Source organism: Cryobacterium adonitolivorans (assembly GCF_004402695.1).
In the GTDB taxonomy this organism is placed as follows: domain Bacteria; phylum Actinomycetota; class Actinomycetes; order Actinomycetales; family Microbacteriaceae; genus Cryobacterium; species Cryobacterium adonitolivorans.
Map to the genome: position 1 here is coordinate 91,573 of NZ_SOFL01000033.1, position 26,699 is coordinate 118,271.

At 69.8% G+C, this 26,699-nt stretch carries 28 protein-coding genes; 11 read left to right on the forward strand and 17 right to left on the reverse strand.

What is annotated here, in order from left to right; translation table 11 throughout:
- Positions 1-95 precede the first annotated feature (95 nt).
- Both E3O42_RS09750 and E3O42_RS09755 read right to left on the reverse strand, forming a co-directional pair.
- The gene (locus tag E3O42_RS09750; RefSeq protein WP_241984748.1) at positions 96-1,385 is read right to left on the reverse strand and encodes an MFS transporter; all 1,290 of its coding nucleotides are present in this window, start codon (positions 1,383-1,385) and stop codon (positions 96-98) included.
- Between the two features lie 11 nt (positions 1,386-1,396).
- Complete coding sequence (locus tag E3O42_RS09755) at positions 1,397-1,984, reverse strand: helix-turn-helix domain-containing protein (protein WP_134453749.1); 588 nt, start codon at positions 1,982-1,984, stop codon at positions 1,397-1,399.
- A 171-nt stretch (positions 1,985-2,155) separates the two neighbouring features.
- Between E3O42_RS09755 and E3O42_RS09760 the strand changes: the two genes are divergently transcribed.
- Positions 2,156-4,318 (forward strand): hypothetical protein, encoded by a 2,163-nt coding sequence (locus tag E3O42_RS09760; RefSeq protein WP_198414105.1) that lies wholly within the window; start codon positions 2,156-2,158, stop codon positions 4,316-4,318.
- A 263-nt stretch (positions 4,319-4,581) separates the two neighbouring features.
- Complete coding sequence (locus tag E3O42_RS09765) at positions 4,582-6,054, forward strand: peptide MFS transporter (protein ID WP_134453750.1); 1,473 nt, start codon at positions 4,582-4,584, stop codon at positions 6,052-6,054.
- 38 nt (positions 6,055-6,092) lie between these two features.
- Here the strand turns inward: E3O42_RS09765 and E3O42_RS09770 are convergent, their stop codons facing one another.
- Positions 6,093-6,563: a DUF1294 domain-containing protein gene (locus tag E3O42_RS09770; RefSeq protein ID WP_134453751.1), complete on the reverse strand. Its 471-nt coding sequence runs from the start codon at positions 6,561-6,563 to the stop codon at positions 6,093-6,095.
- A gap of 107 nt (positions 6,564-6,670) precedes the next feature.
- Between E3O42_RS09770 and E3O42_RS09775 the strand changes: the two genes are divergently transcribed.
- Positions 6,671-8,851: an elongation factor G-like protein EF-G2 gene (locus tag E3O42_RS09775; RefSeq protein WP_134453752.1), complete on the forward strand. Its 2,181-nt coding sequence runs from the start codon at positions 6,671-6,673 to the stop codon at positions 8,849-8,851.
- 60 nt (positions 8,852-8,911) lie between these two features.
- Positions 8,912-9,508, forward strand: coding sequence for a dihydrofolate reductase family protein (locus E3O42_RS09780; RefSeq protein WP_134453753.1), 597 nt, complete (start codon positions 8,912-8,914; stop codon positions 9,506-9,508).
- Between the two features lie 166 nt (positions 9,509-9,674).
- Here the strand turns inward: E3O42_RS09780 and E3O42_RS09785 are convergent, their stop codons facing one another.
- The 6 genes from E3O42_RS09785 to E3O42_RS09810 form a co-directional block, all read right to left on the reverse strand.
- Positions 9,675-9,959, reverse strand: coding sequence for a hypothetical protein (locus E3O42_RS09785; protein WP_134453754.1), 285 nt, complete (start codon positions 9,957-9,959; stop codon positions 9,675-9,677).
- Between the two features lie 45 nt (positions 9,960-10,004).
- Positions 10,005-10,916, reverse strand: a complete 912-nt coding sequence (locus E3O42_RS09790; protein WP_134453755.1) for a DUF6578 domain-containing protein — start codon at positions 10,914-10,916, stop codon at positions 10,005-10,007.
- A gap of 62 nt (positions 10,917-10,978) precedes the next feature.
- Positions 10,979-11,389, reverse strand: coding sequence for a GntR family transcriptional regulator (locus E3O42_RS09795; RefSeq protein ID WP_134453756.1), 411 nt, complete (start codon positions 11,387-11,389; stop codon positions 10,979-10,981).
- On the reverse strand, positions 11,386-12,432 hold the full coding sequence (locus tag E3O42_RS09800; protein WP_134453757.1) for a hypothetical protein: 1,047 nt from the start codon (positions 12,430-12,432) through the stop codon (positions 11,386-11,388). The genes E3O42_RS09795 and E3O42_RS09800 overlap by 4 nt, the downstream gene beginning before the upstream one ends.
- Before the next feature lie 117 nt (positions 12,433-12,549).
- Complete coding sequence (locus tag E3O42_RS09805) at positions 12,550-13,008, reverse strand: VOC family protein (protein WP_134453758.1); 459 nt, start codon at positions 13,006-13,008, stop codon at positions 12,550-12,552.
- A 244-nt stretch (positions 13,009-13,252) separates the two neighbouring features.
- Positions 13,253-13,549 carry a hypothetical protein gene (locus tag E3O42_RS09810; protein ID WP_134453759.1) on the reverse strand — a complete coding sequence of 99 codons (297 nt, stop codon included), beginning with the start codon at positions 13,547-13,549 and terminating at the stop codon, positions 13,253-13,255.
- A 181-nt stretch (positions 13,550-13,730) separates the two neighbouring features.
- Here E3O42_RS09810 and E3O42_RS09815 point away from each other — a divergent pair, with 181 nt between their 5' ends.
- A complete protein-coding gene (locus E3O42_RS09815) occupies positions 13,731-14,591 on the forward strand; it encodes a PPK2 family polyphosphate kinase (protein WP_134453760.1) in 861 nt (286 codons plus the stop codon).
- An 18-nt stretch (positions 14,592-14,609) separates the two neighbouring features.
- A complete protein-coding gene (locus E3O42_RS09820) occupies positions 14,610-15,095 on the forward strand; it encodes an NUDIX hydrolase (RefSeq protein WP_134453761.1) in 486 nt (161 codons plus the stop codon).
- 224 nt (positions 15,096-15,319) lie between these two features.
- Here E3O42_RS09820 and E3O42_RS09825 read toward each other — a convergent pair whose 3' ends face one another.
- Both E3O42_RS09825 and E3O42_RS09830 read right to left on the reverse strand, forming a co-directional pair.
- On the reverse strand, positions 15,320-15,574 hold the full coding sequence (locus E3O42_RS09825) for a hypothetical protein (RefSeq protein WP_134453762.1): 255 nt from the start codon (positions 15,572-15,574) through the stop codon (positions 15,320-15,322).
- A 168-nt stretch (positions 15,575-15,742) separates the two neighbouring features.
- A complete protein-coding gene (locus E3O42_RS09830) occupies positions 15,743-16,174 on the reverse strand; it encodes a DUF1801 domain-containing protein (protein WP_134453763.1) in 432 nt (143 codons plus the stop codon).
- Positions 16,175-16,557: 383 nt separating this feature from the next.
- Between E3O42_RS09830 and E3O42_RS09835 the strand changes: the two genes are divergently transcribed.
- Complete coding sequence (locus E3O42_RS09835) at positions 16,558-17,268, forward strand: hemerythrin domain-containing protein (protein ID WP_134453764.1); 711 nt, start codon at positions 16,558-16,560, stop codon at positions 17,266-17,268.
- A 19-nt stretch (positions 17,269-17,287) separates the two neighbouring features.
- Here the strand turns inward: E3O42_RS09835 and E3O42_RS09840 are convergent, their stop codons facing one another.
- Positions 17,288-17,539, reverse strand: coding sequence for a hypothetical protein (locus tag E3O42_RS09840; RefSeq protein ID WP_134453765.1), 252 nt, complete (start codon positions 17,537-17,539; stop codon positions 17,288-17,290).
- A gap of 635 nt (positions 17,540-18,174) precedes the next feature.
- Between E3O42_RS09840 and E3O42_RS09845 the strand changes: the two genes are divergently transcribed.
- Positions 18,175-18,657, forward strand: a complete 483-nt coding sequence (locus tag E3O42_RS09845; protein WP_134453766.1) for a hypothetical protein — start codon at positions 18,175-18,177, stop codon at positions 18,655-18,657.
- A gap of 27 nt (positions 18,658-18,684) precedes the next feature.
- On the opposite strand, the gene E3O42_RS09850 is transcribed toward E3O42_RS09845, so the two are convergent.
- The 3 genes from E3O42_RS09850 to E3O42_RS18280 all read right to left on the reverse strand — a co-directional run bounded on the left by E3O42_RS09850 (position 18,685) and on the right by E3O42_RS18280 (position 21,080).
- Positions 18,685-18,957: a glutaredoxin family protein gene (locus E3O42_RS09850; RefSeq protein ID WP_134453767.1), complete on the reverse strand. Its 273-nt coding sequence runs from the start codon at positions 18,955-18,957 to the stop codon at positions 18,685-18,687.
- A gap of 198 nt (positions 18,958-19,155) precedes the next feature.
- Positions 19,156-20,412: an MFS transporter gene (locus tag E3O42_RS09855; protein ID WP_134453768.1), complete on the reverse strand. Its 1,257-nt coding sequence runs from the start codon at positions 20,410-20,412 to the stop codon at positions 19,156-19,158.
- 155 nt (positions 20,413-20,567) lie between these two features.
- Positions 20,568-21,080: a GNAT family N-acetyltransferase gene (locus E3O42_RS18280; RefSeq protein WP_198414106.1), complete on the reverse strand. Its 513-nt coding sequence runs from the start codon at positions 21,078-21,080 to the stop codon at positions 20,568-20,570.
- A 549-nt stretch (positions 21,081-21,629) separates the two neighbouring features.
- On the opposite strand from E3O42_RS18280, the gene E3O42_RS09865 reads away from it, so the two are divergent.
- On the forward strand, positions 21,630-23,315 hold the full coding sequence (locus tag E3O42_RS09865) for an FAD-dependent monooxygenase (protein WP_134453770.1): 1,686 nt from the start codon (positions 21,630-21,632) through the stop codon (positions 23,313-23,315).
- Positions 23,316-23,327: 12 nt separating this feature from the next.
- Here E3O42_RS09865 and E3O42_RS09870 read toward each other — a convergent pair whose 3' ends face one another.
- Complete coding sequence (locus E3O42_RS09870) at positions 23,328-23,756, reverse strand: nitroreductase/quinone reductase family protein (protein ID WP_134453771.1); 429 nt, start codon at positions 23,754-23,756, stop codon at positions 23,328-23,330.
- A 347-nt stretch (positions 23,757-24,103) separates the two neighbouring features.
- Between E3O42_RS09870 and E3O42_RS09875 the strand changes: the two genes are divergently transcribed.
- Complete coding sequence (locus E3O42_RS09875; RefSeq protein ID WP_134453772.1) at positions 24,104-24,892, forward strand: phosphatase PAP2 family protein; 789 nt, start codon at positions 24,104-24,106, stop codon at positions 24,890-24,892.
- A 2-nt stretch (positions 24,893-24,894) separates the two neighbouring features.
- On the opposite strand, the gene E3O42_RS09880 is transcribed toward E3O42_RS09875, so the two are convergent.
- Positions 24,895-25,284 (reverse strand): DUF1801 domain-containing protein, encoded by a 390-nt coding sequence (locus E3O42_RS09880; RefSeq protein ID WP_134453773.1) that lies wholly within the window; start codon positions 25,282-25,284, stop codon positions 24,895-24,897.
- 190 nt (positions 25,285-25,474) lie between these two features.
- Between E3O42_RS09880 and E3O42_RS09885 the strand changes: the two genes are divergently transcribed.
- Complete coding sequence (locus tag E3O42_RS09885) at positions 25,475-26,452, forward strand: aldo/keto reductase (RefSeq protein ID WP_134453774.1); 978 nt, start codon at positions 25,475-25,477, stop codon at positions 26,450-26,452.
- Positions 26,453-26,699: the final 247 nt, after the last annotated feature.

A 26,699-nucleotide genomic window follows, 5' to 3' on the forward strand; every position in this document is an offset into this window, starting at 1 on the left:
GGCGCCGGTATGCGGGTGGCGCGCGCCACCCGCATACTGGCGCGGGACCCGCATATTGCGCCTGGTGGCGACCTCAAGGCGGCGGCGGCGGCGGCTCAGGCGCCGGTCGTCTGTCCCGGCTGCCGCTCCATCTGGCGCCAGGCGCCTCCGGTGAGCGGGCTCAGTGTGACGAGCGTGTAGGCGACGGCGATGATGCCGAAGGACACCGCCAGGCCGATGGTGTCGGCGGCGATGCCGCCGAGCAGGGCGCCGAAGGGCACGCCGGCCCAGGCGCCGGCGTTGATCAGGCCGAACACCCGGCCGCGCATGTGCTCGGGAACCCGTTCCAGCTCCACGGTGCCCAGGATCGGGTTGATCGCTCCGGCGGCCAGGCCGGAGAGTGCGGTCATGGCAACCAGCACGGGGAGCGGCGCACCGAGGGCGAAGGCCGCGCTTGACGGCCCGCCGGCCAGGGCGAAGCACACCGTAAACGTCAGTCGGCGGGGAACGCGGTGGGCGACAAAACCGAAGGCGACGTTGCCCACCAGGGCGCATCCGCCCATGACCGCGACCAGGAGACCTAGCGAGGCCGCGCCGCCCAGGCGGTCGTTCGCGTAGAGGGGCAGCAGGGTTGCACCGCGGGCGGCGTCGAACAGATTGGTGATCAGAACCAGGCCCACGATCAACCGCATCAGCGGGTCATGGATGACAAAACGGAAGCCCTCGGCCAGGTCGGCCCAGTAGGTGGTTCGGGGCGCGTCGGAGCGGTCCGGGCATGCTGGCTGGCGGGTGGCGGCGGGCATGGCGGCCACGAAGACCCAGGTGAGCAGCGCCGACACCGCGAAGGTGGCGGCGTTGACGAAGAGGGCCGCCATCGGCCCCACCAGTGCGACGAGCAGCCCGGCGACGGAGGCGCCGATCAGCCTCGCGAAGCGCTCCGACCCGTCGAGTAGACCGACGCTCCGCTCGAGGCGCACGCCCGCCCGGGCCGTGAGGCCCGGCAACATCACTCGCCGGGCGGTCTGCCCGGGGGTGTCGAGCAGGCCGCCGGCGAATACCAGCAGGAGAAGCGCCCAGAACGGCAGGCCGACGGTGAGCGCAAGCACTGGAATACTCAGCACGGTCGCTCCGCTCACCAGGTCGGCGACGATGGCCGCGCGGCGGTGGCCGACCCGGTCGACGACGACCCCGCCGAGCGCGCCGCCGATCACCACCGGGGCGGTGGCGAAGAACGCGGCGATGCCCACCTCGACTCCCGAGCCGCCCAGGCCGAGCACGTAGAAGGGGATCGCGAACGCGGTGACCACGTTGCCCGTTTGGGAGATGGCGTGCGCGGTGAGCAGCGCCGAGAGGGAGCGAGTGGCGCGGCGGTCGCGCGGGGGCGCATCCGCGCTGGGCTTGGTCATCGGTGGGCCCATCAGGGGCGCCGGTAGGCCTGGTAGACCAGCACCACGGGTTCGGCGCCGTCGGTGCCGGCGGGGTCGTGGGCGGCACTCGTCTCAAGCCATCGGTCGACAAACGTCTCGAGCTCCGCGCGCATGGCGGTGAGTTCGGCGACGGTGAGACGAAGGCTGCGGTCGCCGCTAGTGGCGGCCCCCACCCATTCACGCGGCAGGGTCGGCGTCGCGTCGATGTAGTCGGTGTACCGGGCGGCATAGGCCTGGGCGATCGACTTCTGCAGGCTGGCCGACGCGGCGAGCTTGTCGGGATCGTCGAGCAGTTCGACGGGCTCCCAGCTGGTGAGCGCGGTGGTGGCCTGCCACCAGCGTTCGCGCTGGTCGCTGCTCTGCGCTTCGGCGGGCTCGATCAGGGCGATGGACGCCAGTTTGCCGAGGTGGTAGCTGATGGTGCCGGGGGCCTCGTCGATGACGTCGCCGAGTTGCGCCGCGGTCTGTGGTCCGCGCTCGCGCAGCAATCCCAGCAGGCGCAGCCGGGTCGGATGCGCGAGCACGCGCATGGAGGCGGCCGACGTGAGCGTGGTTCGCTGGGTGTCGCGGGGAGTCATGGTCCCGACAATATGAGAACAACGACCGTTGCGCAACACTTCTTGTGCAGTTGCCGACGGCTAGCGGCAGGTGCTCGCCGGGGCCGACGGGCTCGCACAAACAGCCAGTCCAGGGCGCGAGAGCTGAGGATAACTCTTGACTCCGCGGAACTTAACCGGTTTAGTTAACGGATGACGTACAACGATGTTCGATCAGGCTCCTGTCCACCCACTCACTCACGGTCGGGCCGGTTCGCCCTGGCCGCGACCCTGTCGGTCGCCCTTGTCGGCACCGGCGCCCTGGCCGTCGCCCCCGCGTCGGCGGTCACCGCCACCGCCGGCAGCACCCCGTCGGCCCTACGGGCCGCCGAGGCATCCGCCCCGCTCACCAACCTCAGCCACCTCAACTTTCTCCTCGCCGAGGTGCCCCTGCCGGTCATTGCCGGGCACACCACCTACCAGGCCACGGAGAATCCGGTCGTCGAGGCTCCTTGGACCTACGCCGACAAGAACGACGACGGCAGCTACAGCCGCATCGGCGGCGGCACGCTCGACCCGGCCACCGGCTACTACGGCCAGGGCGCGTTCAACGCCGACGACACGTCGCGCGCGGCCGTGGTCTACCTGCGGCACTGGCAGCAGACCGGCGACCCGACGAGCCGTGACCACGCGTTCCAAACCCTGCGCTCGCTCACCTACCTACAGACCACCGAGGGGCCCAATGCCGGCAATGTGGTGCTCTGGCAGCAGGTCGACGGAACCCTGAACCCGAGTGCCGAGCCCGTCGAGCTGCCCGATCCAAGCGACTCGGCCGAGTCGTACTGGCTCGCCCGCACCGTCTGGGCGCTCGGTGAGGGCTACGCCGCGTTCGCCGATGAAGACCCGGAGTTCGCCGCGTTCCTGGAGGAGCGCCTCAACCTCAGCCTGGCCGCCCTCAACGCCGGGTCGCTCGGCGACTACCCCAACTTTGACGTCGCCGACGGCGACCCGGTGCCGGCCTGGCTGATCGCCGACGGCGCGGATGCGTCGGCCGAGGCCGTGCTCGGCCTCGCCGCCTACCTGCAAGCCGAACCCGCCGGCCCCACCGCGGCCATCGCCGAAACCGCGCTCAGCCAGCTGAGCGAGGGCATCGCGGCGATGTCGACGGTGGAGGGCGCCAGCGGCGACTGGCCGTTCGGCGCGATTATGCCCTGGACGAAGTCGCCCAGCCTGTGGCACGCCTGGGGCGGACTGGCCCCGGCGGCCGTGGCGACGGCATCCGAGGTGCTCGACGACCCCGCGCTGCTGACGGCCGCGGTGCAGGACAGCGCGCAGTTCTCCCCGCAGCTGCTCGCCGCGGGTGGACCGGACAACGCCTGGTCGCCGACCCCCGGCGAGGCGCAGATCGCCTACGGCGTCGACTCCCGGCTGCAGAGCCTGGTGGCCACCGCCGACGCCGCCGATGCCCCCGGGCTGCTCAACATCGCGGCCATCACCGCCGGCTGGTACTTCGGCGCAAACCGCAGCGGCCTGCCCGCGTACGACCCGGCGACGGGCACCGCGATCGACGGCATCGAACGGGACGGCCGGGTGAACCCCAACTCCGGCGCCGAGTCGACCATCCACGCGCTGCTCTCGATGCTCACCCTGGACGCCAACCCCGACCTCAAGGCCGCGGCCCTCGGCGTCACCGCCACGGTGGCCACGCACGGGCTGAGCGTGGTCGAGGCCGAGTCCGGGATTATCACCGGCGGCACCGTGACCACGCCGGAGTCGTCCTGGACCGGTGAGGCCAACTGGTCCGGCGGCGCCTACGTCGACCTGGCCGCGGGCGGCACGCTGCGCATCACCGTCCCCACCGATGACCAGGCCCGCCGCGTGCACCCGATCGTGAACCAGGTCGTCGACCCGTCGGGCACCACCACGTGGACCACCGGGACGAGCCGGCCGGGCACGGGCAAGCAGCTGTTGCTCGGCACCACCGCCAACGGCGGCGCCGGCGAGCAGGGCGTCACCGAGGCGCCCGGCCAGCTGTTGCCGCTCCCGCTGGCCAACACCCTGCCGGCGCGGGCGACCGAGGTCGTCGGCACGACGGATGCCGCGGCGCAGCTTGACGCGCTGCTCATCCAGCCGCTGATCTCCACGGTCGCGGTGACCGGGCCGGCCGGCGACTCGACGCTGTTCGTGAGCGCCGACGTGGCCGACACGCAGCGTCGCGTCGACGTGCCGCGCGGGCAGCAGCTCGTGCAGCAGGCGTTCGACGCCACCGGCCAGCCCGTCGCCGACTCGCACAAGGGCACGGGCGACAAGCGCAGCGGCAAGGTGTTCATCGCCGCCGGCGGATTCACCCAGGTGTGGTTCGAGTCCAAGAGGTAGCGCAGTGAAGGGCGCCGGGGGATTCCACCCGGCGCCCGTCGCGGCCTGCTCTGTGCGTCGTTCGGGACGACTGCGCCTCGTCTGGCCGAATGCGCCAGCTATAGAGGGCGCACCGGGCCGCACGGGGCGCACTCAGCCCGCCCGACGCGGCGCGGCGGCGGCGAGCCGTGCCCTGATGGCGTACAGCTCGGGATTACGCCAGGGAGTCGTTCGGCCCGGTGCTGGAGCAGCCGGCGATGCGCCTGCGTAGTATCGTCGGAACAATGACGAAGATCACGGAGCCCGACTCAGGCACCCCTCAGGACGACCACCGATTCTTCGGTCAGCCTCGTGCGCTGGCCAGCATTTTTGGTGTCGAGATGTGGGAGCGCTTCTCGTTCTACGGAATGCAAGGCATCCTGCTGCTCTATTTGTACTACTCCGCGGCAGACGGCGGCCTCGGTATCCCGCAGGCCACGGCGGCGGGCATCGTCGGTGCGTATGGCGGAGCGGTCTACCTCTCCACCATCCTGGGCGCCTGGCTCGCCGACCGGCTGGCCGGCTCTGAACGGGTGCTCTACGTCAGCGCGGTCGTCATCATGGTCGGGCATATCGCCCTGGCCCTGATCCCTGGCGTGGCAGGGGTCATTGTCGGCCTGATCCTGATCGCGCTCGGCAGTGGTGGCCTCAAGGCCAACGCGACCTCCGTGGTCGGCAGCCTGTACCGCAAGGACGATCCCCGGCGCGACGCCGGTTTCTCCCTGTTCTACCTCGGCATCAACCTGGGCGCGTTCTTCGGCCCGATCCTCACCGGACTGCTCCAGTCGACCATCGGCTTCCACTACGGATTCGGCCTGGCCGCCGTGGGAATGGCGATCGGTCTGACCCAGTACTCGTTCGGACGCAAGCGCCTGCCCGACTCCTCCCGCGAGGTACCCGACCCGCTGCCGCGCAGCCGGTACCTGCCGTACGCACTGATCGCGGCCGCGTTCATCGTGCTCATCGTGGTGCTGGTGCTCATGGGCGTCATCACCGCAACGAACCTGGTGACCATCGTGATCGGCGTCACGATCGTGGCGTCCGTGTCGTACTTCATCGTGATCCTCAGCAACCGGCACATCTCGACGGTGGAACGGAGGCGCGTGTACGCGTTCATCCCGCTCTTCATCGCGAGTGTGGCGTTCTGGTCGCTGTACCAGCAGCAGTTCACCGTCGTGACGATCTACTCGGACCTGCGACTTGACCGCACCCTCCTCGGCTGGGAAATGCCGGTGTCGTGGGTGCAGTCGATCAACCCGGTGTTCATCATCGTCTTGTCGGGCGTCTTCGCCGCGCTGTGGACCAAGTGGGGTTCGCGCCAGCCGTCAACACCGGTGAAATTTGCCTTCGGCACCGCGATCATGGGCGTGGGCTTCCTCTTGTTCCTGCCGTTTGCCGGGGGACCAGCGAACTCGACCCCGTTGCTGGCGATGATCGGCATTCTGCTGGTCTTCACCATCGCCGAGCTGTTGCTCTCACCGGTCGGGCTGTCGGTCTCGACGAAGCTCGCGCCCGAGCTGTTCAAGACCCAGATGGTGGCGCTGTTCTTCCTCTCGGTCGCCCTCGGCACCGCCATTTCCGGTCTGCTTGCCGAGTGGTACGCGACCGCCCCCGAACAGCTGTACTTCGGAGTGCTCGGCGGCATCGCCATCGTGCTCGGTGTCATCCTGGCGCTGTTCGCCCGGCCGATCCTGCGGCTGATGAGCGGGGTTCGCTAGCCCGCCACTGTCCCCAACCGCGAAGTGCCGTTCTCTACTCAGAACAGCGGGCGTCTAGTCCACTCGACGAAGAGGGCAAACGCGGGAGTCGCGAACACCGCGAAGACGACCAGGTTCACGATCACGCTTGCCCAGAAGGCCGACCGGAAGCTGGCCTTCTGGGTCTTGTGCCGCAGAGTCTGCTGGGCGACGATGGCGCCCGGCCAGCCGCCGGCGACGCCCCACAGGAGCAGGGTCGTCTCCGACACCCGCCAGCGGTTCTTGGTGGCCGCGGACTTGTCGACCGCGTAAAAGACGAAGCAGACGATGCTGACGACGAGGTAAACGCCGGCGACCCACAGGGGGATCGGCCAGAGCGCGTTCACGACGAGGTAGCCGATCACGAAGAGGACGATCGGAACGTACCGTGCGGCGCCCGCTCTGTTCCTTGAGGTGGGGCGGCGCGCCGGAGTTCGCTGCCCCGGCTTCTGCGGTTGAGTGCCGTGCACACGCTCAGTTCGGGTAGCCATGGCTCGAGCGTAACGGCCCCGCCGGCGGGCCTTGCCGTTTGGTGAGGTCTGGGTGTCAATTGGTGCAACGGTACGCACAGTTGAGACGACGACGTCGGGAGTTGCTCATGACGGGCAAAGGCACACAGGATTCGTCGAAAGGCACGGGCCGGGGCGGTGCGGAACAACGCAAGGCCGCGGCGTCGTCGGGCCCTCCGGCAAGTCAGCCCGAGAAGATCCGCAATGTGGCCCTGGTCGGCCGGTCCGGCTCCGGTAAGACCCTGCTCGCCGAAGCACTGCTGGCGGCCACGGGAGTGATCACGCGGATGGGCACGATCGACGGCGGCAGCACGGTGAGCGACTCGGACCCGTCCGAGATCCACCAGCAACGCTCCGTGACGCTCTCGGTGCTGCCGCTGATGCTTGGTGAGGTGAAGGTGAACCTGCTCGACACCCCGGGCTACGCCGATTTTGTCGGCGACCTTCGGGCCGGGTTGCGGGCGGCGGATGCGGCGCTGTTCGTGGTTTCGGCCGTTGACGGTGTGGACGCGGCAACCACGACACTGTGGGCCGAGTGCGAGAGCGTCGGGATGCCGCGGGCCGTGGTGATCAACCGGATCGATCATCCCCGGGCCGGGTACGAGGCGGTCCTGGCGGCATGCCAGGAGAACTTCGGCGCATCCGTGCTGCCGCTGGCCGTGCCGATCCGCAACAACGGGGCCATCACCGGCCTGCTGGGGCTGCTCTCCGGCATCGTCTCGGACTACAGCGCGGGAGGGACAAGTCCCACCCAACGCCCGGCCAGCGAGGCCGAACACGCCGACGCGGAGCCGGCCCGGGCCACACTGATCGAGGGGATCATCGCCGAGAGCGAGGACGAAACCCTGATGGAGCGCTACCTCGGCGGCGCCGAGATCGACCGGGACAGCCTCACCACCGACCTGGAGATCGCCGTGGTGCGCGGCTCGTTCTTTCCGGTGCTGGCGACCTCCGCGGAGACCGGAGTGGGCATGACGGAACTGCTGGAGGTGCTCACCGGTGCGTTCCCCTCGCCGGTGGAGCGGGCGCTGCCGTCAGTGACGGACCTGGACGGCAAGCCGGTGGGGCCACTGACCTGCGACCCGGACGGGCCGCTGGTGGGCGAGGTCGTGCGCACCACCATCGATTCGTTCCTCGGCCGGGTTTGCCTGGTCCGCATCTTCTCCGGCACGCTGCGGGAGGACTCCATCGTGCACATCGGCGGCCACGGTCTCACCGACCGGGGCCATCAGGACCACGACAGCGACGAACGCATCACGCACCTGCAATCCCCGCTGGGGGCCACCCTGCGGCCGGTGCCGTATTGCGTTGCCGGGGACATCTGCGCGCTCACCCGGCTGACGGACGCCGAGACCGGAGACACCGTCTCCGACCGGGAGGCGCCGTTGCTGGTCGAGGCGTGGGAGATGCCGGAGCCGCTGATGCCGGTGGCGGTGCAAGGCGCGGCGCGCACCGATGATGACGCGCTGGCCAAGAACCTCGGCAAGATCGTGGCCGTCGATCCGACGCTCCGGGTGGAGCACAATGCCGAAACCCACCAGCTGGTGTTGTGGTGCATGGGGGAGGCGCACGCCGAGGTTGTGCAGGACCGGCTGCGCGCCCAGGGTGTGAAGTTGGAGACCGTCGAGGTGATCACGCCGCTGCGGGAGACGTTCGCCGCGCCCGCCGCCGCCCGGGGCCGGTACGTCAAGCAATCCGGCGGGCACGGCCAATACGCCATCTGCGAGATCGAGGTCGAACCCCTCCACCGTGGGGCGGGCTTCGAGTTCGTGAACAAGATCGTCGGCGGGGTGATTCCCGGGCACTACATCGCCTCGGTGGAGAAGGGCGTGCAGGCGCAGATGCAGCGCGGCGTCTCGGCGGGGTTCCCGGTCGTGGACATCCGGGTGACGCTGGTGGGCGGCAAGACCCACAGTGTCGATTCGTCGGATGCCGCGTTCCAGGCCGCCGGGGCTCTGGCGCTGCGGGAGGCCGCCGCGGGGACCCGGATCCAGCTGCTCGAACCCGTCTCTGCGGTCACGATCACCGTTCCGGACGCCTCCGTGGGCACGGTGATGACCGACCTGTCCACCCGCCGGGGCCACATGACCGGCACCACCTCGGTCGCCGATGAGCGCACGGAGATCAACGCCGAGATCCCGGATGCTGAGCTGCTGCGTTACGCGATCGAGCTCCGGGCGTTGACGGCGGGGAGCGGTCTGTTCCGCCGCAGCTACCTGCGGCACGAACCGGTGCCGCCTCATGTGGTGCCGGCGGCCGTGAGCGTCTGACCGGCCCGACCCGACGGCGGCCGTCGTATGGTGACCCTGGCGAATGGGAGTGATCGACAAATGAGCACAGTGACCTGCGACATCACAATCTCCACCGACGGCTACGCGGCCGGTCCGGATCAGAGCCTGGAGCATCCGCTCGGTGAAGGCGGCGAACGATTACACCGCTGGATGTTCGAGCAGCCCGATGAGAACGCCGCGGAGATCGCGGCGATCCTGGAGTCGGGCGCCTACATCATGGGACGCAACATGTTCGGTCCCGGCCGAGGCGAGTGGGACGACGCGTGGACGGGGTGGTGGGGTGACGAGCCGCCGTACCACGCGCCGGTGTTCGTGCTGACGCACTCCCCGCGAGCGCCGCTGACCTTGGCGGGAGGCACGACGTTCACGTTCGTCACCGACGGCATCGAGTCGGCGATGGAGCAGGCGCGCGCCGCGGCGGGGGAGAAGAGCGTAGCGGTCGCCGGCGGGGCCTCGACGGTGCGGCAATACCTCGCGGCCGGGCTGATCGGCGAACTGCGGCTGCACATCGCGCAGGTGGTGCAGGGCGCGGGGGAGCTGTTGTTAGAGGGATTGGACGACGTGAGGCTGGAACAGGTCAGCTCGGTAGAGAACGAGTTGGTCACCCATGTCGTCTACCGGGTGGCGCTGGGCTGAGGTTCTGGGCGGGGGCGGTGCTCCTCTGCCCGGGTGATGCGCGGGCGGTATGCGGGTGCCGCGCCGTTATGCGCCTGGCGCGCCACCCGCAGAGCGGCGCGTAGCCCGCACAGCTCGCCAGCCGAGGCCGAGACAGCGATAGCCCATGCCCGGCCGGATCCCCGCGTCAGCGAAGGCCCGGTGCCCAGGCTTGTGGGCTGTCGTACTCGCCCAGGGCGTAGCGCAGCTGTTGGTTGAGGTCGTTGAGCGCCTGGCGCAGGTGGAAGCCAGGGTCTTCGCCCTCGCCCAGCGGAGAGGCAATGCCATCGCTCTCGAGCCGGCGCAGGAGTGTCTGCACGGCGTGATCTTCGAGGCCAGCGACCAGGACCAGCCCTTCGAGGCTGGCTAGCACGCCGACGAGAGCGGCGGCATCGCGGGTACTGAGGGGGTGAGGGCAGTTGATGTCAGGCACACGGGCAGTTTCATCCGCAATCACGATGAGGGCAATCCCCAGTCTCTACGAGCTGGTCCAGGGGCCGTACCGGTGTTCCCCGCGTTGCACCCGGGCCCACAACAGTCCAGGCATCGCCACCACGCCACCGGCCGCGAACGGTCGAAACTCGATGGTCGCGGTCCAGCTCCGGCCATCCGTCGCGAGCACCTCGGTCTCGAGGCGCTGCGGGGCCCCGGCGGGCCTGACGTGCTCCTCAACCGACCCGGTCACGGCGGCGTCGAGGAACACCCGCACGAGGGCCGCATCGTCGGGGGAGGCCGGGAAGCGCCACCGGCCGTCGCCGACCTGCACGGTGATCCCATCGTTGCCTTCGTCACTGCTGCGGGACCAACTGATCGCGGCGGCATCCGTGCGGTGCGGTTCGAGCGTGAGCGCCGACTTGTCGGTGGCGCGGATGGCGCGCGCCAGGTCGGCGTAGCGACGCTGTGCGTCATCGGCGAGAGCCTCGAGCAGAAGGCCCACCTCATCGGTCATCCGCTGCCGGTTGCGTTGTGTGGTGCGCGCCTCGCGGTCCAGCTGCGCGGTCTTCTCGGCACCGAGCATGTGGGCGGGCAGGTCCGTGCCGTCGGGAACCTCGAGGACCACCCAGTACTCGCTGAAGTTGTCCTCCGGGCGGGCGCCCACGGCGCTGAGCTCGTGCGGCTGGGGCGCAGAGGTGTCCCCGGTGTAGGTGCCTGCCATTCCCGGCACCAGGATGCGGGGGTAGCTAATACCGGTGATGGCCACGACGGTGCCGGTGACACGCCAGTGCGGCACATCGGGCGGGATCTGGTCGTGGCTGTCCGCCACGAACCGGGGCAGGGTGCCGGGCTCCGGGGCGATGGCTTGCAGTGGCCAGGTGGCCGGACCGCCCAGCGCGAATGGCTTGCCGCAGCAACCTTGCTCCCAGCCCACGATGACGACCTCGATCTGCATGCCTCCAGACTAGGGACCATCGGCGATCGGACGCGGTGCTTGCAGGACGTTGTCTGCGCGGATTACCCAGTGACCGGGCGGCCATCCTCTGGCTGGGCGGATGCGGCGAACCCGGCTTGCCAGATGACGCGCAGCACGTCGATGACATCGTCGGCGTCGGCGCCGACCGATTCCGCCTCGGCCACGAGGTCGCGGATGCGTTTGACGACCGATCGGGGCAGCACTGCCGCCGCCTCGGCCACCCGCGTGCCGGCCGCGGTGCGGGTCACCACGAGTCCGTCGCGCTCGAGCAGCTTGTAGGCCCGCGCTGCAGTACCGGGCGCCACGCCGAGGTCGCTCGCGGTCTGGCGCACGGTGGGCAGGCGCTCGCCGGCGCCGAGCTGGCCCGAGACAATCAGGCCCCGGAACTGGCGGTAGATGTCGAGGGCGGGGCTGGACTCGTCCGTCAGCGGCAGGATCGGCCCGGCGCTCATCGCACGGTCTCCGGCTGGGTGCTGGGCTGCGGGCGCGGGTGCTGGCGCTCCGGGGCCGGTCGGCGAAGCAGCCGGATCGCGACGAACAGCAGCAGCGCGAACCCGGTGATCTCCAGAGCCGGAGCCAGCCAGTGGGCCGCGGCCGCGAACTCCGCGTACTGCCAGGTCATGTCGTAGGTGGTGCCGGCGCCATCGTTCCCAACCGTCAGTTGCGACATCGAGCCGTACCGGCCGATGAACCTGAACGCGCCGCCGAGGGCGAGCAGCGTGGCGGCCGTCGTGATGGCCACGGCACCGGAGGCGACCTGGGCGCGCGCGGTGCGCTCGGCGGTGACGGTCTCGGGCCGGAGGTAGGGTCGCAGCGCGTTGCTGCGCAGGGTCGCCCAGGTCACCAGAACCAGGGCGGCGAGGCAGATCAGCACCGGCACGCCGAAGTCCCAGCCGTAGAACCAGGGGCGAAGCGGTTCGAGCTGCGTATTCGGCACCGTGATTTCGAGATAGATGAAGCGCCCACGCTCGTCGGCCGACGAGGCCAGGCCGGCCGCGATGGTCGTGGCAAGGAGGGCGACCAGCGCGACTGCCCCGCCGAAAAGGCCGGCGCGGGGGCCGAAGCTCAGCGAGGTGCGGCGGGCGGTCGGCACCACTGGCTGCTCGGGCTTGGGGTTGCCCCTGACCACGATGAGCGCCAGGCCGACAGCGAGGCAGAGTACTGCCGCGAAGACCGGGGTCGCGTACTGCCACCACTCGACGATGTCGACGAGGTTGAGAAGGTAGCCGCGGACGATGTTTTCGGCCGCGTAGACCACGATGACCGCGATCGCGCCGATGCCGAAGGCCCGGTGCTCGGGCCGGTAGCGGGCCGGGACCGCCGGCAGCGGGGTGCCGCTGGGCGCCTCAGGGCCACCGTGCCGCTGGCGCAACCGCCCCAAGAAGAGGGCGCAGACGACGATGAGTGCGGCGAGGACCAGCGAGAACAGTGGAAGCGAGAACGCCGCCGCCGCCAGATCCATAGGGCCGATCGGCGTGCGGGTGTTCAGTGACATGTGCGCCTCTTTCAGATGTTGTGTCACATGTCTAACACAAGTTGTAGCATCCTGCGAGTACAAGTTTTGTTCCGCCGTCGAACCTGGGCCCGGACGTGGTGGACGGTCTAGCCCTGGTTAAGCCGGGATGTCGCCGTCACCGGTGGGGTGCTCCTCGGCGTCGAGCTCCTGGAAGAGGGTGATCTGGAGGCCGGCCGGCGCATCCATTCGCGAGTTGATCGAGCGCCACGGAGTTTCGCGGGGTGTGGCGGTGAGCACGGCGCCGGCGTCGACGAGGCGGTCGGTGGTTGCCGCGGTGTCGTCGACCTCGAAGGCGACCCGGAGGCGGGCGCTGGGCTGACCGTCGGCCTCGACCCGATCGATCAGCCGCACCTGGGCGGGATTGGACAGCTCGAGGGTGGCGATCCCGGCGCTGAGGATCACGACCCGGGCGTCGTCCTCGCCTTCGTAGGACTCCGCCTCTGGCAGGCCGAGAACATCGCGGTAGAAGGAGAGGGCGGCATCAAAATCCTCGGTCTCGACGACGAGGCGCAGCTGTCGGACCGGGGCGGGGCGGGGGTTCGTGGGTTCGCTCATGCTGTGGATGGTAGCCGCGGTGGGTGTCTGTGCGTAGAGCGCTGCGCGGGTGCGGCGCCGTTGTGCGGGTGGCACGCCACCCGCGTAACGGCGCCTACCCCGCATATCGGCTGGTCCGCCGGCTGGCACGCCGGAGTCACTGCGGTCCCTCCACCCCGTGGATGAGAGCCGCGCGGCGCATACGGTCAGCCGGTGGCTCCGGGAGAACCCGCCGGCCTGACGCCGCATCCGTTCGCTGGTGGGACTACTTGCGCTTGCCGAGCAGTGCGCCGAGGCCGGTCACCGCGGCGACGGCGACGGAGCCGAGCGTGATGACCAGGGTGGGGTTGCGCTTGTAGGCGTCGGAGAGCTTGTCGAACGTGTCGGTCGCGAACTCCCGCGCCGAGGCGATGGCTGCGGAGGTATCGATCTCGCGCAAGGCCGCGGTGGCGGTGGCGACGGTGTCGTCGACGGCGTGGCGGGCCTGATCGGCGAGCTCGCCGGCCTTGGCGACGGTGTCCTCGACGAGGTCGTGGGCCTGCTGTGTGGTGTTGTCGGTCATGGGATTCCTTTCGAGAGGGGGAGTGTGGAGGTTAGCGGTGAACGACCGTGGTGACCGTCTTCGCGTTACGGCGGATGACTCGCTCTACCTATGAGTGGCGCGAAACCGGTAATTCGTCACAGAATCCACCATTTCGGGGGCAGCCAGAGCAGAATGGCAGAATCCGACGAAGGGAGCCGCCGTGGCCTCGAAATCCGCTCCCATCTGGACGGACGCATCCAGCGACCTGCTCAAGGTCACCCGCGGATTCGTCCTCGGCACCGTCGACCCCGGCTCGACTCCCGGCTTCACCGGCGACAAAACGGATGCCCAGACCGTCGGCCGCACCGCCGCGGAGTCGCTCGCGCACCAGCAGGAGATGCTCTTCGCCAACAGTCGGGAGGGCGACCAACGCAAGGTCCTGCTCATCCTGCAGGGGATGGACACCTCCGGCAAGGGCGGCATCGTGCGCCACGTATTGGGCGCCGTCGACCCCCAGGGCGTCAGCCACGTGGCGTTCAAGGCGCCCACAGCGGCCGAGCTGCGGCACGACTTTCTCTGGCGTATCCGCCGGCAATTGCCCGTCGCCGGCATGATCGGCGTCTTCGACCGGTCGCACTACGAAGACGTGTTGATTGGGCGGGTCAGGCAGCTCGCCCCGCCCGAGGAGATCGAAAAACGCTACGACCTGATCAACGCGTTCGAGCAGGAGCTTGTCGACGACGACACCACCGTGATCAAGGTGATGCTGCACATCAGCGCCGGCGAGCAGAAGAAGCGCCTGCTCGAGCGGCTCGACCGGCCCGACAAGTACTGGAAGTTCAACCCGGGTGACATCGACGAGCGGATGCTCTGGCCCGGCTACCAGGCGGCGTACCAGACCGCGCTCAAGCGCACCTCCACGGCGTTCGCGCCCTGGCACGTCGTGCCCGCCGACCGCAAGTGGTTCGCCCGTCTCGCGGTGCAGCAACTGCTGCTCAAGGCGCTGGACGACATGGTGCTCACCTGGCCCCCCGCGGATTTCGACGTGCTCGCCGAGCGTGCCAGGCTGGCCGCATCCTGAGGGGTGGGTCGATCGCACATGGTGGTGTTGAGCGCGGGCATCCTGCTCTATCGGTTGACGGATGCGGCGGAGCCCGAAGTGTGGATCGCGCACATGGGTGGCCCGTTCTGGGCGCGCAAGGATGCCGCGGCCTGGTCGATCCCCAAGGGGGAGTACCGGCTGGAAGAGGATCCGTTCGCGGCTGCGCGGCGGGAGTTCGAGGAGGAGATCGGGGTGCCGGCTCCGGCGGCCGACTATGTCGAGCTGGGCGCGTTCCGGCAACCGTCCGGCAAGGTCGTGACGGTGTTCGCGGCGGAGGCCGACGTCGCGGTCGACGCGGTGGCGAGCAACACGTTTGAACTGGAATGGCCGAAGGGGTCCGGGCAGATGCGGTCCTTTCCGGAGGTGGATGATGCCCGGTGGGTTGGGCTTGAGCAGGCCCGGGTGCAGCTGGTGCGCGGGCAGGTGCCGGTGCTGGATGCCCTGGTGGAGCTGCTGCGCGCTCGGGGGCGGTTCGGGCGGTAGTGCGGGGCTGCGGGGCTGCGGGGCTGCGGGTGCGACTGCGGGAGGGGGCGCGGGTGCCGGGTGCCCGCTCCGGGGCGTCGCGCGGGCACGGGTGCCGGATGTTCCCTGGGCGTTGCGCGGGCAAGGCGCCGGTATGCGGGTGGCGCGCCACCCGCATAGCGGCGCCTACCCCGCATACCGCGATCCACGTCGATCGGGCGCGGGGGATCGGGGTCCGGCAGGGCTCAGCGAGCCACCAGCTGGGGCCGCCGGGCGGCGACCTCCGTGCCGGCGTGGTCCGGCATCCGCCACGCTTCGACCGCGGGCAACACCAGCAGCACGGCCAGCACCGCGAACGCCCAGCGGTAGCCGAGCTCGGTCGCACCGCGGTGCACCAGTACCGCGCCGGCCGTGGTGGCCCGAACGATGAGAGCGGCCACGGCCTCGGTGGCGCTGGCGCGACGGTGCCGCCCGCCGCTACCGGCGCGCCGTGAGCACAACTCCTGCTATTTCTATAACGGACAGGTCAGCGGTCCCGGAATTCCGGGCATCCGTTGATGGCAGAACAGAAACAGCAGGAGTTATGCACGGGGTGGTGCGGTTCGGGTCAAATGCGTGACGAATGGGACTACCGGCGACAACAGATGTCAGCCGCAGGCTGAACCGCCCTAGGTCGCGTCGGGCGTGACCCGGGCGGCGTCCTGGAGCATGGCGCGGAACGCATCCAGCTCGAGGGCGTCGACAGACGCGAAGGTGAGCGCGGCGGAACCGACCTTGACCTTGCCGAGCCGGCTCTTGTACTGCTGAGCCAGGTTCTTGCCGTCTTCGGCCGCGTTGACGTAGACGCTGAGGTTGTTCTTCTGCCGGGCGAGGCCCACCACGAACCACTCCACGGTGGGCTTGCCCGGCCGAGCGATCACGACGTGGCCGTAGCCGATGATCTGCTGCTCCGTGCCACCCCAGAAGATGCCCTCCCACAGCTCACGGGTGACTCCGGAGAAGACCTCGGCGATGATGGCGTCGAGCGCGCGCATCGAGTCGGCACCGGGGCCGTCCAGGGTCGCGAGGAACTCGTCGACGTTCCGACCGGTCAGCTCCATGGTGATCTCCTTCGTGTCGGGTGGTGGGTATGGGTGAGGCTCCTGTCACGATCGTAGGTGCGGCGCGGTGCCCGCGCACCTCCTGCAACCTCGTCCAGCCGGCGCAGGCGCGCTATCGTCGGTGAATGCCGAATAGGCCCCCTGGCCAGGGTTCGGGCAGCTGCTGCGGCCACCTGGCCTGGACTCGGATGGGCTCGATTCCCCGCGGCGCGCATGCTGGCTCGGGCAGCTTTGGTCAGCTGGGCCTGAGGTGGCGCCACCTGTATAGCGCCTGACCCGCATACCGGCCGAAGCGCCCTGGCGGGTACGGATGTGGCTACCCCTTGAAGGGCAGCCGCCACGTGGATACGGTTCCAACGTGCACGTCCGACGAAGGAGGCCCCATGCCCGCCACATCGCTCCCGTCCAGCGGCGAGAACCCCGACGACGGCACCGGTATCCCCTCGGGCGCCACCAAGATTTGCGACGCCCGCGGCATGGCCGAGATCCATCGGATGTTCCGGGCCGGCTTCGGTGAGGGCCCGGCGCTGATCGGCGGGGTGCCCGACACCGACGCGGACCAGGCTGACATCGTCGGTGACTTCTTGGCGATGCTCTCCACCGGGCTGCACGCGCATCACGAAGGCGAAGACACGCTGCTGTGGGGACGCCTCGAGACCCGGGCTCCCTCGTGTGCCGTCCATGTGACCCGGATGAAGGAGCAGCACGCGCAGATGCTCGTGCACCTCGAGGAGCTCGACGCGAGCCTGCCGGCCTGGCGAGCGAGCGGCCGGGCGACGGATGCCGCATCCGTTGCCACCGCCCTGGCCGGCATCAACGCGGCGCTCGCCGTGCACCTGCCCGACGAGGAGGCGCACATCGTGCCGGTGATGGAGACCGTCATCACGCCGAGGGAGGTCGACGAGCTCTCCGAACACGGGCGGAAGGCCACGCCCAAGGGCAAGATGTTCGTTCAGCTGGGCACGATTCTCGCCGCGCAACCGGACGGCGGCGAGGACTGGCAACACGAGCACCTGCCCGCTCCGGTGCGGCTGCTCTGGCGGCTGGTGGGCAAGTCGAAGTACGAGCGGTACCGGGCGACGCTGGTGAAGTAGACGCCTTTTGCGAGGGTGGCTACAGGCCTGAAAGGTTCGGAAACAGCATCTGCGGCAGGTACGGCCAGAGGAGCGTGAGGGCCAGGGCGACCGGGGCCAGCACGATCACCAGGATGCCCAGCGCGAACGAGTAGCTGAGGATCACAGCCATCAGCTGCAACCCGACGAAGGCGACGGGCTCGTCGCGCACCTCGTGCACGTCGTCGAAAATCAACAGCCCGTCGGCCTCCGGCGTGTTCTGCTCTGTCGCGTCGTACTCAGTCGTGTTCATCTGTGACCCCCGGGGTGAAGACTACCGGTGCGTGGAGTGGTGCGGGCGATTCGACAAGTGACCCGCGGCCGGGGGACGCGCCTCGGGTTGCGGCTTTCAGATCGTACGGTTGTCCACCGTCCGGTGCGGCAACGGAGGTCCTGCCGACCGCAATCGCGGCCGGTGCGATGTTGCGTTTACGGTACCCCCGGCATGGGTGGGGTGCAACGGTGGGCGGAGGCTGGGTGCGGCGGCGGCGGTTGCGGCGGGGCTTGGGAGGCGGGGAGTTGCGTTGTGCGGGTCAGGCGCCGCTGTGCTGGTGGCGCGCCACCCGCATAACGGCGCCCGACCCGCGCAGCTCGGCAGGCGGCATCCGCCCGGCACGGATGGCGGATGGTCGGGAGGCTTCGGGCGAGGACAATGCAGCAGGCGTAGCGGCCGCGCGCGATGCAGGCGTTGCGGGCGCCCGCGGCTCAGGCGTAGCGTGGATCGGAAGGCTTGGGCGCAGCGCGAAGCGGGGCAGAGGCGCGGGCACGGCGAGGCGCGGGCACAACGGGGGACGCTGGGATGGAATGCGGCCGCGGCATCGCGTCGGGCGCGGCTGGTGCCGGTCGGGTGCGCGTCTCGCGGAGGCCGGCGCTCGAGGAGGAGCTGAGATGGCCGTCAGGGAGGCTTTCACAGCCGAGGAATGGCAGGCCGTGGGGGCCGCGCCGTTTCTCGTGGGCCTGTACCTGGTGGGGGCGGCTCCCATGGAGCCGATGGTGATCGTGAGGGAGATGCTGGCCGCGGAGAAGGCCGTGACTCTTGAGGCGCACCAACCGGACGCTCTGCCCATCGTGAAGGAGATCGACGCCGACCTGGTGGCCGAGGTGCTCACCCGCGACCTGGGCGTGATCAACGGCGCTGCCGACGAGCAGGCCCGGGTGCTCGGTGAACTGGCGCGGGCGGTGGCTCTGGTCGAGGCACAGGCGCCGGCGATGGACTCGGCCTTCCGGGCCTGGCTGTTCCGGGTGGCCGAGCACGTGGCGCGCACTACCGCCGAGCGCGCGCCGGCGGGAGCCGGGAGCAGGCACATTGGCGGCGAGGTGGCCGCGGCGCTGAGGACGTTGGCGCAGATGCTTGGGGTGCCGCAACGATGAGACCCCCAGCGCGGAGGGCCGCGAGGGCTAGACGGTGCCGAGCTCGGTGAGCTTCGCGCGCACGTCGGCGTCGCTGGGTTCGACCATGTGGGTGTCGTCGGGGAACACGATCACGGGGATCTGGGTGCGGCCGCTGATGGCTTTGGCCCGGTCGGCACCGTTGGACACGGTTTCCAGGTCGACGTAGTCGTAGACCACGCCGAGTCCGTCGAGCAGCTTCTTCGAGCGACGGCAGTCGCGGCACCACTCGGCGCCGAACATGGTGATGGCGGCGGCGGTGGGTTCGGCGAGTGTGCTCATCCGTCGAGTTTAGGCAGGTGTCGGCTGGGCAGATGCCGTGTGCCGGGGTCGCGGATCGGCCCGCACGTGCGGCAGCGGGAAACAATTCCCTGACCAGAGCGAAATTGTGCTTGACTCAGTTGAGGATCCACCCAATGGAGTACCCGACGAAGCGCCAGAACGCCTCTGTGATCGGTCTGGTCGTTACCGCGGCCGCGGTCAGGGTGCCGTCGTGGCGGCAGCCGCGGTGCGGCCGCGCACCCGGGTGGCCAGCACCGGCGCGAAGAACACCACGAGCAGGCCTGCCAGCGGCACGAGGAGCAGCCCGTAGCGCAACTGGGAAAGGTCGGCGATGGCGCCGATGATGGGCGGCGAGAACAGGAAACCCAGCCGCAGCAGCCAGGCAACGATGGTCAGACCGGTGCCGGCACGGAAGCCGGGCAACTCGTCCGCGGCGTGCATTGCGGCCGGGATCAGTGTGGCGACGCCGAAGCCGGCCAGGCCGAAGCCCACGATGGTGCCCGGGATCGACGGGAACGCCAGGGCCGTGCCCATGCCCAGGAACACGATCGCGCCGCCGGTACGGGCCACGGCGCGCTGGCCGAACCTGTCGACGAGGCCGTCGCCGAGCAGCCGGCCGATGAATTGCATGCCCTGCAGGGCGATGAAGCCGAGACCGGCCACCAAAGCGGATGCGCTGAGCGCGTCGGAGAGGTAGATGGCCGACCACGACGCTCCGGCGTCCTCGACGACAGCGCCAGAGGCGGCGATCACCACGAGCGCGCCGAGCACCAGCCACTTTCCCCACCGGCCGCGGGAGAGGGTGGGCGTGGCAGCGTGCTGCTGGGGGGCGGTGGCCTCGGGTTCGAGGGGTTCGGGTCCAGCCAGGAGGAACCGGTAGCTATACAGCGCGAACAGGCTGAAGGTCACGGCGGACACGATGAGGTGCTGGCCGCGCGGCACATCAAGCTGGGCGGCCGCGGCGCCGAGGAGTCCGCCGGTGACAGCGCCGATGCTCCACACCGCGTGGAAGGAGTTAAGGATGGAGCGTTTGTAGAGCCGCTGCACGCGCAGGCCGTGCGAGTTCTGGGCGACGTCGGTGATGGAGTCCATCGCACCGGCGAGGAAGATGCCGGCGGCCAGGGCAGCCCAGCTGGGGGCGATTCCGGCCAGGATCAGGCCCACCGCGGTGAGCATCGTGGAGACCACGGCGACCCGCGACGAGCGGAACCGGCGGATGAGCATGCCCGCGGCGAGCCCGGCGATGAGGGCGCCGAGCGGGAACGCGGCGACGGCAAAACCGAATTCGGCGTTGCTGAGCCCGAGCTCGGATTTGATCCCGGGATACCGGGGGATCAGGTTGGCGAACAGGGCGCCGTTCGTGAAGAACAGCATGGCCACGGCGAAACGCGCGCGGCGCACGGCCACGTCGGGGCGGTCTGCGGTGCGTTCTGCGGAGCGGGCGGGAGGCGTCATTGCGTCAGCGGACTTTCTGGTGTGGCGGTCGGTCGTGAGAGACCCGCCGGATCGGCGGGCGTGAGGCACGGGTTTCAAGCTTGGCACGGATGCCGGTGGCGGCGCACCCCGGCGGGCACGCTCGGGCATCCGGTTCGGTGGTGCAAGGACCGAGCTCAGCCGACGGGCAGCTCGAAGATGGTTTCCAGGCCGTCCTCGTCGTCCCACTGCTCGCCCACCTCGACGAAGCCGAACTGGGTGATGAGGGCGCGGGAGGGGAGGTTGTCTGGACGGATGGTGGCCCGAACTACCGTGACGGACAGTTCGATGCGGGCGCGTTCGAGGAGCGCGGTGAGTGCGGCGCGGGCGTATCCCTGCCGACGGTATGCGGCATCCACGGCGTAGCCCACCTCGACCATGCCGGCGTCGTCCGGGGGTCCGTGGTAGCCGGCCTGGCCGACCGCGAGGTGCCGCGTCGGGTCGTAGATGACCCTCGTGACCCAGCTGGCGTCACCGGGAGTGACGGCGAGCTGCCGACTGCGGTAGCGCCAGGTGTTGGCGTTGACCGGTTCAATGAAGAAAGGGCTCAGCTCCACCGCGGCCTGCTCGTTGGCCAGGTCGAGGTCCTCCTCGGCGAGGGCGTCGATCGTGGCTGGGCTCAGCTGCACGAGGTGCACGGTGGGCGCCACAGTGGATGGCCATGGGTCGTCGAGCGGGGAGTTCGAGATCAATGGGTCCTTCGAGAGGGTGCCGGATAGGGCTGATGGTGGTCGGGCCACGTGAGGTGCTGGTGGCGACCGCAGTGTCGGAAGCAGCCGTGGGCCGCTCTGAGCACGCGCACTTGAGGCTACTGCTCTGAGGGCACGTTTCTCGAGGAAATCCCCGAGTTCGCCCAAGCGTGCACCGGTGTGTCGGACCTCGCACCCCTCGCGACCCAGCCGGGCACCCACCGTGGCGCAACCGTGCAGGCGCCCTACCCGGATGCATCGCGGCCCACCCGCCTCCCCTCCGCGGCCCATCCGGCCCACCCGCCGGGCCTTCCCCCGAGCGGACGGGCTGCCTATGCTGGCAGCGTCGTTGACCGGCCGTCGTAGACGGCGGCCGCCGTCGGCATCGGGAGGAGCGACCATGAGGAGCGAGAAACCGCCCCTTCCACTGGGCCCGACAGCGCTGGGCCTCCTCTCGTTCGCCGACGGCCACAATCTCCACGGGCTGCACACGGGCATGCGCGAACCCGCATGACCGATTTCGACGTTGACCTTCTTGTCGTGGGGGCCGGCACCACCGGGCTCACCCTGGCGCTGCAGGCGGTCGACCACGGAGCCCGGGTGCGCATCGTCGAACGCCGGCCGGAGGCGTTCCGGCCGTCGCGGGCGATGGTGATGCATCCGCGCACCCTCGAACTGTTGCGTCCGCTGGGGGTGACGGATGCTCTGCTCGCGCTCGGCGACCCCTCACCGTCGGTGCAGCTGCACGTGCGCTCTCGGGTGGTGCCGGTGTCAGTCGAGAACCTCGATCTGCCCGGCACCGCGTTTCCCCACCTGCTGCTGGTTCGGCAGTCCGACGTGGAGTCGGTGCTGGCCGCGGCGCTCGCCGAGCGCGGAGTGGTGGTGCAGCGCGGTGCGGAGGTGGTGCGGCTGGCGCGGCTGCGGCAGGGCGGTGCCCGGGCCGTGCTGCGCACCACGGATGATGAGCCGGACGAAGACGTGCTGTGCCGGTACCTGGCCGGCTGCGACGGGCCCGCGAGCTTGGTGCGCCGGTCGGTCGGCGGCTTTCTCGGCGGCGACTACGACCAGGAAGTGGTGCTCGCGGACGTGGATCTGGGGCCCGCGGGCGCCGGGTCACGTGCGGGGGCGCCGGTGATGCTCGAGGCCGGGGTCGCCCATGTGGTCGTCGGGCGGCGCGGACTGGTGTTCCTCTTCAACATCGGCGAACGGGCCAGTTGGCGGATGCTCGCCACCCGACGGGCGGGCGACGATCGGCAGCCGTTCGGTCAGGCTGGGCCGCCGGTGCCGCAGGAGCAGCTGCAGCAGCTGTTCGACGAGGCCGGGCTGCCCGCGCAGATCACCGAGGTGGCCTGGTCGGCCCGGGTACGGCTGCAGCACCGGATCGCCAGCAGGTTCAGCCGCGGTCCGCTCTTCGTGGTCGGCGATGCCGCCCATGTGCACTCGCCGGCGGGCGCTCAGGGCATGAACGCCGGCATCCACGACGCCGTCAACCTCGGTTGGAAGCTGGCATTCGCCGCCGCGGCCGGCCAGCGGCTCCCCGAGGCGCCGGGCCCGGCGGGTGCCACTGTCCCGGCCGGCCCGCCCGGGACGCGAGCCGCGTTCCCCGGTTCGGCACTACTGGACTCCTACGCTCTGGAGCGTCGCCCCGCCGACCGGGCCCTGCTGCGCCTGACGCACACCATGTACTGGGCCGAGGCGAGCCTGCATCCGTTGGCGCAGCTCAGCCGGGCCGTGCTGGTGCCGCTGGCCGCGCCGCTGCTGCCGTGGTTCACCCGGCAACGTCGGCTCACCGCGGCGGGCATCCGTACCCTCTCGCAATTTCGGCTGCGGTACACGCACAGTCCGCTGTCGATGGAGGTGCGCGCGTCGCTCACCCCGGTGCGCGGCGGGCTGGCCAGGCGGGTGCTGCGGCCGGGCTCGAGGGTGGCCGACACCCTGGTGCGCTGCGAGGGACGCCGGGTGCGCCTGCACGAGTTGCTCGCGCGGCCGGGGGTGCACATCCTGCTGCAGGCCGATGCGCGAGAGGTGCCCGAGCGGATGCTGGGCACGCTGGTGCACAGCTATCGGCTTGACGACCGGCCCGGCACCGGCATGCTCGTCGTGCGGCCCGACGGCTACGTGGGGCTGCGGGCTCCGGTGCTCGACGAACAGCACCTCGCCGCCTGGTTGCGCCTGGTGGGGCTTCCCGTACGTTGAGCGGCCGACGGGTCAGCTGCGAACCGGTGCTTCGCAGGCTTCCAGCCGGAATATCGGGTGGTCGACCAGATCCGGCAGCTCGGCCAGGAACGGGCCGGCCCGACGGCCCAACTTCTCGAGGTAGTCGGCGGCGACCTGGTCGTGTTCGAGGCCACGCAGCTCGGTAGTCCGATACGGGTGGCGGCGCCATCGGACGCGCAGCTCGCAGCGTCCGGCGACCCGGAGGTTGCGCACCCACTGGGTTTCGCCGCGGCCGGCGATGACGTACCGCTCACCCTCGAATCGGAACGGTGCGACCGGGGTTCCGATCTCCCGGCCGCTGATGCGACCCCGCACGATGAGGGTGGGGGCACCGCAGGCCCGGGCGACCGGGTTGACGACGTGCACCATGAAGCGACTGGGCGGCAGATAACCGCGGCGGCGGGTGGGCGTGCTGCTCAAGGTGGGCCTCCGTTCAGTGTCCTCGGTGAGGCGCGCATCTGCCTCACGCCAGACACGGTACTGCCGCCGCCGGGACTGGGGAAGGTGCCCGTTGGGTCCACCAGTACCCCGCGCAAAATAGCCCGATCGGGGGTATAACTCGAGCAGACCTGTGCGCGGTCAGCGCTGCGCGGCAGCGAGGGGGCGGGTCACCGTGCAGGGGGTAGCGTCGGGGTCCGAGTGGATTTTCACTGCCGTCGCTGTGTAGGGTCATTCTCCACCGGCGTGCCTCACTCGCGCACAGACACCTGCACCACCCGAAAGGACACCATGCGCCGACGCATCCGAATCTCGATCGGGCAGCAAGAATGAGCGCCCCCTCGAATACCACGCGGGATCGCTTGCGTGCCCTGCACGAGAAGTTCATCGTGCAGGACCGCTGGCGCACGGCCCGTGAACGCACGACTCTCTACCTGATGGCGGTGGCGCTCGTCGTCATCGGCGTGGCCGGCTTCCTCGTGATACTCGCCGACGTCGTGCAGCGTGATGACGTGGCGAGCATCGATTCCCCTGTCAACGCCTGGCTCATGCAGAGCCGCACCGGAACCGTGACCGCGATCATGATCGGGCTCGCGATCGGGTTCGGGCCGGTCGCGCTGCCCGTGGTGATTCTGGCAACCATCGTCCTGTGGTCATACCTCGCCAAGCACCTCTGGCGGCCGCTGCTGCTGGCGCTGGGCACGCTCACCGGGCTGGTTCTCGTTCAGGTGATCACCCGTCTCGTCGAACGCACCCGACCGCCCGTTGACCTCATGCTCTTCGGCGTCGACACCACCTATTCGTTTCCGTCCGGGCATGTGTCGGGTGCCACGAACTTCCTCCTGCTGCTCACCTATCTCATCTACTCGCGTCGAGCGGCGCGCCGGCGGGTGGCTGTGCTGGTGGGCGTGATTCTGGTGGTCGCCATCGGGCTGGCCGCGATCAGTCGGGTCTACCTGGGCTACCACTGGCCGACGGATGCGCTCGCATCGGTCTGCCTGGCTCTCGCGGTTCTCGGCGGGGTGATCGCGCTGGACACCTGGCGCACCGTGCGGGTGCGACCGAGCGGACGCGATGATGCCGCCGGGACGGACAGGCGCGAGGCGACGGCAGCGTAACCTCAGGGGGCGAGCCAGGCACGAACGACGTCGACGGCCGCGTCCCGTTTGTGCGCCAGGTCAGCCAGATCGGTCACGAGCAGGCTCGCCCGAATATCGGAGTGCCAGGTGAGCAGGCCGTGCGGGTCGCCGGTGAAAGCGGATGCGGCATCCCTGTTCTCGGTGGTAGTCGCTCCCCGGTGCAGCACCAGTCGGACGCCGTCCTTACCCTGCGCGCTGATCGTGGCTTGATCGACCCCGTCAATCACGTAGCTGGGGGAGTTCCACTTGATGTGCTCCTGCACGGCGGGGTTGGCCTCGTGCACGAGCCGGCGCAGCGCCTCGATCACCGCCAGGCGCTCTGCGGGCTGCGCGGCGAGGAACTCCCGCACGGAGCGATGTCGATCGACCATGAACGGAGCGTACCGCCCGGGTGCATCCGCCGGCCCGGCCGTCCGGAAAAGGCATCATCCGTGCCCAGACATTTGACGGCGGTGCACCCAAGCGAGTAGACACGAAGGAGCGGGCCGGGGCCCTAAGATTCGCAACACGGGCAGCGGCGCAGGCTTCCAGACTGCTCGGCTTCGCGACGAAGGGAACCCCATGAAATACCTGCGACTGGGCAGCACCGGCCTCGAGGTGTCTGCGATCACGCTGGGCTGCATGAGCTTCGGCAATCCGATGCGCGGCAATCATTCCTGGACCCTCCCCGAGGAGACCAGTCGCCCCCTGATCTGGCAGGCGCTGGAAGCCGGCATCACCACCTTCGACACCGCCAACGTGTACTCCGACGGCAGCAGCGAGGAGATCCTGGGCCGGGCGCTGCGGGACTTCGGCACGCGGGACCAGTACGTGCTGGCCACCAAGGTGCACGGGCGGATGCGTCCGGGCCCGAACGGCGCCGGGCTCTCGCGCCGCGCCATCCTGGCCGAGATCGACCACAGCCTCACCCGGCTGGGCACCGACCACGTGGACCTGTACCAGATCCACCGCTGGGACCCGTTGACTCCGATCGAGGAGACCATGGAGACGCTGCACGACGTGGTCAAGGCCGGCAAGGCCCGCTACATCGGTGCCTCGTCGATGCACGCCTGGCAGTTCGCGAAGGCTCAGTACACCGCCGATCTGGGCGGATTCACCCGCTTCGTGTCGATGCAGGACCAGTACAACCTGCTCAACCGCGAGGAGGAACGCGAGATGCTGCCGTTCTGCCTCGATCAGGGCGTTGGGGTGCTGCCGTGGAGCCCGCTGGCCCGCGGCAAGCTCACCCGCGACTGGCACGACACCACCAGCCGCTCCGAAACCGACACCTTCGGCCAGACCCTGTACAAGCAGCAGGAAGAGGGCGACCGCGAGATCGCGGGTGTCGTGGCGCAGGTGGCGGCTGAGCGCGGGGTGCCGCGGGCGCAGGTGGCGCTGGCCTGGGTGCGCCAGCAGCCGGCCGTGACCTCTCCCATCGTGGGCGTCACCCGGGCGCACCATCTTATGGATGCCGTGGCCTCCGTCGACCTCACCCTCACCGCCGAGGAGCTGGCCCGGCTCGCCGCCCCCTACCGGCCGCACACCCCAGAGGGCTTCTAAGCGTCCACTTCGACGCCGCCTCGCCCCTGCCGACCGGCGGGTGGCATAACTCCTGCAATCGTCTCGGCTTCCGCCGGCCGGCCCCTAAATCCGCGGCGGCTCATCCGATGCGTCAGAAATTGCAGGAGTTATGCCACTCACGGACGGTCGCCAAGCGGTGAACAGTGTTCCGGCACGAGCGCGCAGCCTGCGAGGTGGCGACTATCGGCACCGGCAGAGTTTCTCCGGCGGATCCTTCGGTGGTGGG